This is a genomic window from Pseudoalteromonas sp. SR45-5 (assembly GCF_014163565.1).
Taxonomy (GTDB): domain Bacteria; phylum Pseudomonadota; class Gammaproteobacteria; order Enterobacterales; family Alteromonadaceae; genus Pseudoalteromonas; species Pseudoalteromonas distincta.
Genome location: NZ_JACJDN010000078.1, coordinates 1 through 10,005 on the forward strand (window position 1 = coordinate 1; position 10,005 = coordinate 10,005).

10 protein-coding genes are annotated in these 10,005 nt (G+C 40.0%); 5 read left to right on the forward strand and 5 right to left on the reverse strand.

Going from position 1 to position 10,005, the window contains the following annotated elements:
- Positions 1 to 38: 38 nt before the first annotated feature.
- Positions 39 to 956 (reverse strand): EamA family transporter RarD, encoded by a 918-nt coding sequence (gene rarD, locus H5072_RS04850; RefSeq protein WP_039488332.1) that lies wholly within the window; start codon positions 954 to 956, stop codon positions 39 to 41.
- Positions 957 to 1,007: 51 nt separating this feature from the next.
- Positions 1,008 to 1,463 carry a thioesterase family protein gene (locus H5072_RS04855; RefSeq protein ID WP_024596241.1) on the reverse strand — a complete coding sequence of 152 codons (456 nt, stop codon included), beginning with the start codon at positions 1,461 to 1,463 and terminating at the stop codon, positions 1,008 to 1,010.
- Positions 1,464 to 1,596: 133 nt separating this feature from the next.
- Between H5072_RS04855 and recQ the strand changes: the two genes are divergently transcribed.
- From recQ to H5072_RS04875, 4 genes are all read left to right on the forward strand, one after another.
- Positions 1,597 to 3,420 (forward strand): DNA helicase RecQ, encoded by a 1,824-nt coding sequence (gene recQ / locus H5072_RS04860; RefSeq protein WP_024605058.1) that lies wholly within the window; start codon positions 1,597 to 1,599, stop codon positions 3,418 to 3,420.
- A 7-nt stretch (positions 3,421 to 3,427) separates the two neighbouring features.
- Positions 3,428 to 3,712 (forward strand): DUF3630 family protein, encoded by a 285-nt coding sequence (locus tag H5072_RS04865; protein WP_002961372.1) that lies wholly within the window; start codon positions 3,428 to 3,430, stop codon positions 3,710 to 3,712.
- A 169-nt stretch (positions 3,713 to 3,881) separates the two neighbouring features.
- Complete coding sequence (locus H5072_RS04870) at positions 3,882 to 5,591, forward strand: BamA/TamA family outer membrane protein (RefSeq protein ID WP_182692870.1); 1,710 nt, start codon at positions 3,882 to 3,884, stop codon at positions 5,589 to 5,591.
- 64 nt (positions 5,592 to 5,655) lie between these two features.
- A complete protein-coding gene (locus tag H5072_RS04875) occupies positions 5,656 to 6,228 on the forward strand; it encodes a mechanosensitive ion channel domain-containing protein (protein ID WP_138489650.1) in 573 nt (190 codons plus the stop codon).
- Positions 6,229 to 6,332: 104 nt separating this feature from the next.
- Here the strand turns inward: H5072_RS04875 and H5072_RS04880 are convergent, their stop codons facing one another.
- From H5072_RS04880 to H5072_RS04890, 3 genes are read right to left on the reverse strand one after another with little or no spacing between them, the layout of a single operon-like run.
- Complete coding sequence (locus H5072_RS04880) at positions 6,333 to 7,391, reverse strand: succinylglutamate desuccinylase/aspartoacylase family protein (protein ID WP_002961978.1); 1,059 nt, start codon at positions 7,389 to 7,391, stop codon at positions 6,333 to 6,335.
- Positions 7,378 to 8,283, reverse strand: a complete 906-nt coding sequence (rimK, locus tag H5072_RS04885) for a 30S ribosomal protein S6--L-glutamate ligase (protein ID WP_002961977.1) — start codon at positions 8,281 to 8,283, stop codon at positions 7,378 to 7,380. Before rimK ends, H5072_RS04880 begins: the two co-directional genes overlap by 14 nt.
- Positions 8,284 to 8,285: 2 nt before the next feature.
- Positions 8,286 to 8,720 carry an ATP-dependent zinc protease gene (locus H5072_RS04890; RefSeq protein WP_182692871.1) on the reverse strand — a complete coding sequence of 145 codons (435 nt, stop codon included), beginning with the start codon at positions 8,718 to 8,720 and terminating at the stop codon, positions 8,286 to 8,288.
- Between the two features lie 288 nt (positions 8,721 to 9,008).
- Here H5072_RS04890 and H5072_RS04895 point away from each other — a divergent pair, with 288 nt between their 5' ends.
- Positions 9,009 to 9,980, forward strand: coding sequence for a zinc transporter ZntB (locus H5072_RS04895; protein ID WP_024605062.1), 972 nt, complete (start codon positions 9,009 to 9,011; stop codon positions 9,978 to 9,980).
- The last annotated feature ends 25 nt before the right edge of the window (positions 9,981 to 10,005 follow it).

Here is a 10,005-nt window from a genome sequence, read left to right on the forward strand (position 1 = left end):
TCGTAATAAAGTAGTTAGTTAACCATTTTATTAGTTAATTATACTTCTGCGGCTGTAATAGCCGCTTTTTTACGTTTGCGTGATTGATGGTAAGAGTCCCAACTAAAAATAGCCAGTGCACTCCAAATACATGCAAATGTTACTACACGCTCTGCATCAAACACTTCACCATAAAACACCACAGCTAGTATAAACATTAAGCTTGGCCCAATGTATTGAAAAAAGCCAAGTGTAGTATATTGCAAACGCTTAGCTGCACCGGTAAAACACAGCAGGGGTAATGTAGTTACAATACCTGCACTTATCAGTAGTACATTAGTATGCCAATCATTAGCTGGCAGGCTTGATGTTGCTGTAGGCACCATTAACCACCAATAAATAAGTGCGACAGGCAGTAATATAAGTGCTTCGAGTAAAATGCCAGGCAAGGCTTCAACCGGTAACTTTTTACGTAATAAACCATAAAGTGCAAATGATATAGCCAGTGAAAAGGCAACTACCGGAAACGAGCCAAAACTAATTAGCTGCAGCACTACACCGCTAAAGGCAAGGGCTACTGCTACGCCTTGGAACTTACGCAGGCGTTCGCCTAAAAAAAGCATACCCAGTAATACATTTAAAAGAGGATTTATGTAATAGCCCAAGCTTGCATCAAGCATGTGGTTATTATTTATAGCCCATATAAATAAACCCCAATTAAACCCAAGCAGTGCAGAGGTGATAACAAGCATAAGCAAAAGCTTAGGTTGAACGATAATGCGTTTAATTTTACCCCAATACCGTAAAACACTTACTACCAATACTAAAAACACAACCGACCAAATAACCCGATGCATTAAAATTTCAAAAGCAGAAACATGCTGAATCAACTTAAAGTATATTGGCGCAAGGCCCCACATTAAAAAAGCAAGACAAGCAAAAATAGCACCTTTACGCTGCTCAGTATCAATCGACATAATACACACTTAGTGATTTAAAAGGCCGCTAGTTTACTTGCCATACGCGTTTTATCCAACTAAATACGTGCCGGTTCCAAAAGCAATTTGAACAGACTGTTCGTTATGTAATTCCATTCTGCATACACATACTTTATTACCTGAACGAATAAGTGTTGCGCTGGCAGTAAAGCTCTCTCCTTTACCAGGGCGCAAATAATCAGTACGTAAGTCGATAGTCCCAAGCGTGGCTAATTTTGTTTGCACGCTTGTAATATCTAAATCGGTGAGTTTATCAATTACACTTGCTGCAGCGAGCATACCGCCTACATTATCAAGTACGGCTGAAATAACACCACCATGGAGTATTTTTTGCGCAGGATTACCAATTAGTACATCCTGCCACGGGAACGTAATTTTGGCCTGTTCAGGGCTTAACGACTCAACCGATATTTGTAAAAACTGGTTAAACGGCATGCCATTTACAAATAACGCGCCCACTTGTTCAATTAACATTTCTTTATTCATTATTATTCTCTATGTCAAAACAGGTAAGATGAGTAAAACATACATAGTGTAAAACTACGAGACTCCACTTAAATAATTTATCAAGTAACTCAGCTAAAGACATCTCACTAAAAAACCACTAAAATACCCGCCAATGAATACATCAACTCCACCTTCTAGCACCCTTGTGCGTAAACCCGAAACTGTCCTCAAACAAGTGTTTGGCTACAGTGAATTTCGCGACGGTCAAAAAGCAGTTATTGATGCCGCTATTAACGGTCAAGACTCGCTTGTATTGCTTCCTACTGGCGGCGGAAAATCGGTGTGCTACCAAATCCCTGCTTTAGTACTCGAAGGCGTAACCATTGTTATATCTCCGCTTATATCGCTAATGCAAGATCAGGTAACGCAACTGCAAGCTCTTGGGGTAAAAGCCGCTTACGTTAATAACAGCTTAGCACGAGAAGAACAGCAATTGGTGTATCAACAGCTTCATCAGGGGCAAATTAAGCTCTTATATGTGGCGCCTGAAAAAGTATTACAACACGAATTTTTAGAGCGTTTATCGCATTTAAATGTGAGTTTATTTGCTATTGACGAAGCGCACTGTGTGTCGCATTGGGGTCATGACTTTAGACCTCATTACTTTCGCTTAAACGAATTAAAGCAACGTTTTGCACATGTCCCAATGATGGCATTAACCGCCACCGCCGATAAAGCCACACGGTTTGATATAGTTGAGCAATTAAAACTACAACAGCCTTATATTCATACTGGCAGCTTTGATCGCCCCAATATTCGTTACACCATAGAAGAAAAATTTAAACCTATGGTGCAATTGCTTCGCTACCTAAAGGAGCAAAAAAGCCAAAGCGGTATCATTTATTGCACCAGCCGTAAACGCGTAGACGACATTGCTGAAAAGCTTGCAGATGCAGGACTAAACGCTGCCGCTTATCATGCTGGTATGAGTAACGAGCAACGACAATTTGTACAAACCGGGTTTGCCCGTGACGATATACAAATAGTGGTCGCAACCGTTGCTTTTGGTATGGGCATAAACAAGCCTAATGTGCGTTTTGTACTGCATTACGATATTCCAAAAAGTATAGAGTCGTACTATCAAGAAACTGGTCGAGCTGGGCGAGATGGACTTGCCGCAGAAGCTATAATGTATTTTGATCCAGCTGATATTGGTCGCGTAAGGCGCTTTTTTGAAGACATAGACGACGAACAACGCCGCCGCGTAGAAGAACAACGCTTTAACGCAATGGCAAGCTTTGCCGAAGCGCAAACATGTCGTCGTCAAATATTACTTAACTACTTTAGTGAATATCAACGCGAACCTTGTGGCAACTGCGATATTTGCTTAAATCCGCCAAAAAGTTTTGATGGTACGTTAGTCGCTCAGCAAGCACTTTCGTGTGTGTACAGAGCGGGACAACGTTTTGGACTTGGTTATATTGTTGAATTACTTCGCGGTGCAAACACGAGCCGCATCCGCGATAATAATCATCATGAGTTAAGTACCTACGGCATAGGTAAAGATAAAAGCAGTGAGTTTTGGCTCAGTATTTTACGCCAACTTATTCATCAAGGCTTACTTAGCCAAGATATAACACAAGGTGCGTCACTTAGATTAACCGAAGCCGCGCGTGTAATTTTAAAAGGTGAATACGCACTGCAATTAGCCGAGCCACGCCTGCAAGCCAAACACGTTTATCAAGATAAGTTAGCGCAATTTAATTACGACAAAAAACTCTTTGCTCGCCTGCGCGCACTTCGTAAAGAACTTGCTGATGCCGACGATGTGCCACCTTATGTAGTATTTAATGATAAAACGTTAGCCGAAATGGCGCAGCTTATGCCAACAAACGACAGTGAATTTTTAAAGGTCTCAGGTGTTGGTTTTACTAAGTTAAATAAGTACGGCGGCGAATTTTTAACGGCAATTCGACATTACCTAGCTACTAATTAAGAGCATTATGACCCAAATAGAATATGACCATACACACAAATGTATTTTGATTAATCCCATTGAGCTACCAAACGATGAAGACTTTGAGCTGTGGAGTACATTATTTTTACACTCAGACGAAGTAACACTCAACGAATATTCTGCTGGCGCCGATCGACATCAAGTTCGCTTTACCTATAATCATCAAACCTTTAATTTAAACTATGAGCATTACAGCCAAAGCATCTGGATTAATGCCGAAGGTCATGAAGCTGAACACTTACTCGCCGCTTTAGCATTTTATTTAAGCTAGCTTTTAATGCCTAGCGCATAGGTCGCTGCAAACCAGCTAGCTATTAACAAAAGTGAATATGAGTAACAATTAATTAATTTCAAAATCCATACCTTTTACTTACATTATAATAACAATGATGTAAGCTGATATTACGATAGTCATTTGCTACGTAGCAGTAAGAGGTTTAATGGTGAGCAAGAAATGGATAGCACAATGTTGTATTAGTTTAACGGTTTTAAGCTTTTATGTGCCTAAAACGTTCGCACAACAATCTTCAATGAAAACTGATAACTGCCTTGTAGAACAGACAGATTTAAGCACAAATAAAAACCTACGCCGAGAAGTTCAAGACAAAACAACCCTCACGCACAGTAACAGTAACGCAAAAATAGCCTCAATAAAGCTCAAGCAACTTAATGTATTTAATACTGAGCTTGAAGAGGAAAATAATGCACTATTTCGATTTGCTAACCGTGCTCATATTCAAACTGAGCCCGATGTAATCAATAACCTTTTATTATTCTCCCCTGGTGACAAGTACGACGCTAAAAAGCTCGCAGAATCTGAGCGTTTACTTCGTAAAGAAAGCTATTTATATGATGCACAAATTAGTGCAACCGAAAACTGCGACGGCGACGTTAATGTAGAAGTGGTTACCCGTGATTTATGGACACTTTTACCAGAAGTGAACTTTAGTCGAAGCGGTGGAGAAAACAAATCGAGTATAGGTTTTAGAGAATCTAACCTGCTTGGGTGGGGTAAGCGTCTTTCTTTTTCGCGCACGACTGACAGCGATCGCAGCGGTTATTTATTTGTTTACGACGATCCTAATATTTTATCTACTCGCTACCGAGGCCGTTTAGAGTACGCCGATAACAGCGACGGCAAGCGCCATTTGCTTGAGCTAACCTATCCATTTTACGCAATTGACACCCCCTTTAGTTACGGTATTTTAAGCTATTCTGAGCAACGCGAAGAGTCATTATATAAACGCGGCGAAGAGTTTAGCGAATTTGATCAAACTACCGACTTAAACCGTGTATTTATAGGACACTCTAAAGCGCTTAATAATAATTGGACCCAGCGACTAACGTTAGGCTATACCGACGAGCAGCATACCTTTGAAGCTATAGACACCACATTTGCACCACTTGCCGATGACAGAAGCTTAAGTTATCCCTTTATAAGCGGCCATTGGTTTGAAGATAACTACATAAAAGTACGCAACTTCGACAGTATATCTCGCACTGAGGATTTAAATTTAGGTTGGAATATTAAAAGCTTAATTGGCTATTCAGATGAGTCCTTAAGTAATGACGACAGCCGCGCGGTGTATTCTTTTAACTTCAAAAAAGCCCACTTTACTAACGATAATACTTTATGGCGTTTTAGTGCTGATATTGATGGCTATTGGAATAAAGAACAGAAAAAACTCGAAAACTTTATGGCCACCAGCCAAGTACAATATTATTTAAATACCAGTGAAGACCAATCTTGGTATGTTAAAGCCCGCGTGCAATACGCCAAAAACCTGACTGCTGATCAACAGCTTACTTTAGGTGGCGAAACAGGCCTGCGTGGTTACCCGATGGATTATCAACATGGCGATCGCAGCTTTTTAGTTAATTTAGAAAAGCGCTATTACTGGGAGTACGATTTACTACAACTATTTAAAGTGGGTGGCGCAGCTTTTGTAGATGTAGGCAGAGCATGGTTTAACAATGAAGATAACGGTGAAAATGCACATGTATTGAAAAATGTAGGCGTTGGTCTGCGTTTGGCACCGAGTCGCGCAAACTCAGGAACCATGATCCACATTGATATTGCCGCCCCTGTTGATAGCTACGACGATGTAGACTCAGTCCAGTGGCTAGTAAGCGTTAAAAACACTTTTTAAATAATACAAACACGTTAAACTAATACCAATTGCATTAAATTGTTATGAAAGTTCAGGACCTAATGTGGAAATAATAGAAGTTTTAGAATTGTTTGCATCACAATATAAGTTAGTTGTAACTATAATCGCTATTTTGGTTTTCCCTCTTCTATTAAAAATAACCAAAAAACTACTCGAAAAAGCGATTAAAGGCAAAGTAGATTTGCACCGAAAATACCGTGCAGAGCTTTTACTAAAAATTATACTTGCCTTTGTAGTACTGTGTTTGGTTTTAGTATTTTGGGGTATAGAGCTGCGTGGTTTATTGGTTTTAGGCTCTTCTTTATTTGCCATGTTAGGGGTAGCGCTTTTTGCCGCTTGGTCATTATTGAGTAACCTCACCGCATTTTTACTGATGTTTATTCAAAACGATTGCCGCGTTGGTTATTGGGTAAGAATTATTGATGGTGCGAATCATGTTGAAGGGCGCATTGTTGAAATGGGCTTAATGAATGTAGTACTTGAACATATTGATGGGCACCGTGTAATTTACCCTAACAATTTATTTGTGACCCGTCCTGTCATGGTTTTAAATAAAGAACCAAAGCCAACTAAAACCCCTGTTATAAAGCGTATTATTGGTCCTAAAAAAACATAGTTTAAAAAGCATCGTTGATAAAGCAATGTCCACAAAAAAGCCGCAGTAAGTAATTACCTACTGCGGCTTTTTAATGCTTAGCTAAACAGAATTTAGTTTAGCTATTAGTTATTTAGTTCAGCTGTTTTAAGCTCGTCATCTAAATCATTTATCTCATCAATAAAGTTCTCTAGTTGCTGCTCTACTAAACTATTGTCGTTTGCAAAGTAAGCAAGGTGGAATACCGCATCACCTTCATTTACCAATGGCATCGTTTGCTGACCAATAACAATACCGCCTTTAGGCGCTAAAAGCTCAAGCTCAGAATCCCCTAGAGGGCTACTTATATATGCAAGCACTTGCCCTTTAGTTACATGCTCCCCTAGTGATACTTGTGCACGCACAATGCCATCAACCTCTGCACGTATCCAACTAGTCGAACCTGCAATAATAGGATCTGGTAACTTTTTAGGGCGCTTGCCACGGATCATTTTTAAATGGCGCATAACATAATCAACGCCCTGCACACCTGCCGCAATAGCGATAGGATCAAAGCGTAGCGCTTCGCCTGCTTCATAAGTAATAACAGGTATACCTAAATTTGCGGCTTCACTGCGTAATGAACCATTACGAAGGGATGCATTTATAACCGCCGGCGTACCAAATGCTTTAGCCATTTCAGCGGTTGCTTCATCTTCTAAATTAGCGCGAATTTGCGGCAAATTAGTACGATGAATAGCGCCAGTATGCAAATCAATAATGTGAGTACAATGTACTGCCACTTGATTAAAAAACATATAAGCCATACGCCCAGCTAATGAACCACGTTCAGAACCTGGGAAGCTGCGATTCATATCGCGTCTATCTGGTAAATAACGCGATTTGTGAATAAAGCCAAACACATTCACAATAGGCACAGCGATTATTGTTCCGCGCAGTTGGCTTGGATCTATTTTAGCAAGTAACTGACGCACAACTTCTACACCATTTAGCTCATCACCATGAATAGCCGCACACACCATAAGCACAGGGCCTTCCATTACACCATTAACCACTTCAATAGGAATATTAAGTGGTGAATGGGTGTAAAGCTTAGCTGCTTCTAAGGCAAGCGTTTTACGCTCGCCTACGCCTACATTTTCTCCTAATAAGGAAAAAGGACGGTTAATTTTAACCTTTGCCACGTGTTGCTGTTCCTTTACTTGAGGCATTTTTTTCGATGAAATCAATTACCATACCTGCAATATCTTTACCTGTTGCTATTTCAATGCCCTCTAAACCCGGTGATGAGTTAACTTCCATCACAAGTGGCCCACGAGATGAGCGAAGTAAATCAACTCCCGCTACATTTAAGCCCATTGATTTAGCCGCTGCTACTGCCGTTTTACGTTCCTCTGGAGTAATGCGAACTAATGTAGCGCTACCACCACGGTGAAGGTTAGAGCGGAACTCACCTTCTTGTGCTTGGCGCTTCATTGCTGCGATTACTTTGTCGCCTAGTACAAAACAACGTATGTCTGCACCACCCGCTTCTTTAATATATTCTTGAACCATAATATTGGCTTTTAAGCCCATAAACGCTTCAATAACACTTTCAGCTGCTTTGCGTGTTTCAGCAAGTACAACACCAATGCCTTGTGTGCCTTCAAGTAATTTAATTACAACAGGTGCACCGCCTACCATTTCTAGTAAGTCTTTTACGTCATCGGGTTTGCTGGCAAAACCTGTTACTGGCATACCAACGCCTTTGCGCGAAAGTAACTGAAGTGAACGTAATTTATCGCGCGAACGAGAAATAGCGACTGATTCGTTTACAGGATAAACACCCATCATTTCAAACTGACGAAGTACCGAACAGCCATAAAATGTAACCGATGCACCAATACGCGGGACAATTGCGTCAAATTCTTTTAAGTTTTCACCGCGATAGTGAATTTCTGGTTGCTCAGAGTTGATATTCATATAACAACGCAATGCATCAATCACTTTAACTTCGTGGCCGCGTGCTTCTGCTGCCTCAATTAAGCGACGTGTTGAATATAGCTTTCTGTTACGAGATAAAATACCGATTTTCATAGTTAAACCTTACGACCTAATAGTTGAGATAAAGCCGGGTCAACGACTATACGATTTTCCATGGCTGTACGCCCTAATAACATTCTAAACTTCATTGTTGCACGGCTTGTTAAAGTAAGCTCGATAGGCCAGCTATGCTCGCCTGCATGTAATATAGTTTCTATAAAGTAGCGTAGCTCTTTTTGCCCACTTGAGCTGGTTACGTACTTCATTTTTTTAACTTTTGCATTGCAAGTGACTTGCGTTTGTTCATCATCTTGCAGTGGTTGGGCCGTAAATTTAACCCATTTTTCTGAGTCAACTTCGTATTCTTCAATGTTAATTGCATGAATACATGAAGTGCGAGCGCCAGTATCAATTTTTGCTTTTATCTCGTTAATACCAAGCTCAGGTAAACTTAACCACTCACGCCAACCAACTGTGATCTTTGCTGTCATAAATGTGCCCTTAATAAAAAAGTGACTTATACTCTACAGACCAAAAAACACCAACGAAATAAATTTATCTAGTCGATTAGTAAATTAAATTGATCTTTTTAAGCAACTGGTCACACAATGCACGCCTTGCTAAGCCGTACTTTAATGCCACTTTGCTCAACACAGAGGCTCTGCATATATTTTGCTATTTAAGCTTAACTTATTAAAAGTAAAGGTAAGCCTGTAAGCAACTAAGTAGATACTACTATAGTTAACAGTATTAAAAATACACTATTATGAGAACTAATTATGATTAATGGTTTACTACATGCACTTGTACTTGATGGACAAGGAGGCGCTCGTCCTATTGGAAGCACTAATGAGCTAAATAGCTGGCAACCAAGCCAAGGTAAACTTTGGGTGCACATGGATTATAGCCAAAGTGAGGCAGTTGAATGGCTCAAGGCACAGCCTCATTTAAACGATTACGAACTAGAGTCTTTAATTGCTGATGAAACACGCCCACGTATTACGGCTACAACTAACGGGCACATGTTATTTTTACGTGGTGTAAATTTAAATCCAGCACAAAGCCCTGAAGACATGGTTTCAATTCGTTTATTTATTAGCGAAGACATTCTTATTACTACCCGTAAGCGCCGTTTATTATCGGTGCAAGATACGCTCGCCTGTTTAAATGAAAATAAAGGCCCATGCAACATTTCTGAATTAGTGTGCTCTATTACACAAAAATTAACCTCACGTATGCAAAGCGTTATTGACTCACTAGATGAAACACTCGACGAGTTTGAAGAAGAAATAGATGAACCAAGTAAAAAGTTTGACAACCAAGGCTTATCACAATTGCGACGCCAAACTATTGCCTTAAAACGTTATTTAAAACCGCAAAAAGAAGCCCTTAGCTCAATGGTAAATAACCACTACCTATGGTTATTAGATGACGATAAAGCAAAACTTAATGAAACCACTAACTTATTAATTCGTTATCTTGAAGAGCTAGATAGTTCGATTGAGCGTGCGCAAATTATTCAGCAAACAATCACTAACCAAGTTTCTGAGCAGTTAAACCAGCGAATGTATGTTATGTCTGTAGTGGCAGCACTTTTTTTACCACTGGGCTTTTTAACGGGGCTTTTAGGTGTAAACGTAGGGGGTATTCCTGGTACAGAGAGCCCTTATGCGTTTAGTGCTTTTGTCATATTTTTAATTGTGCTCACTGGCGGTATTGGTGTGTATTTTAAAAATAAAAAATGGCTGTAAATTAAAACGCATATTTAATATGGCC

What these genes read in the sequence shown, in the direction of transcription:
- rarD (WP_039488332.1), bottom strand. Translation starts at nt 956, where the DNA reads ATGTCGATTGATACTGAGCAGCGTAAAGGTGCTATTTTTGCTTGTCTT.
- H5072_RS04855 (WP_024596241.1), bottom strand. Translation starts at nt 1,463, where the DNA reads ATGAATAAAGAAATGTTAATTGAACAAGTGGGCGCGTTATTTGTAAAT.
- recQ (WP_024605058.1), top strand. Translation starts at nt 1,597, where the DNA reads ATGAATACATCAACTCCACCTTCTAGCACCCTTGTGCGTAAACCCGAA.
- H5072_RS04865 (WP_002961372.1), top strand. Translation starts at nt 3,428, where the DNA reads ATGACCCAAATAGAATATGACCATACACACAAATGTATTTTGATTAAT.
- H5072_RS04870 (WP_182692870.1), top strand. Translation starts at nt 3,882, where the DNA reads ATGGTGAGCAAGAAATGGATAGCACAATGTTGTATTAGTTTAACGGTT.
- rimK (WP_002961977.1), bottom strand. Translation starts at nt 8,283, where the DNA reads ATGAAAATCGGTATTTTATCTCGTAACAGAAAGCTATATTCAACACGT.
- H5072_RS04890 (WP_182692871.1), bottom strand. Translation starts at nt 8,720, where the DNA reads ATGACAGCAAAGATCACAGTTGGTTGGCGTGAGTGGTTAAGTTTACCT.
- H5072_RS04895 (WP_024605062.1), top strand. Translation starts at nt 9,009, where the DNA reads ATGATTAATGGTTTACTACATGCACTTGTACTTGATGGACAAGGAGGC.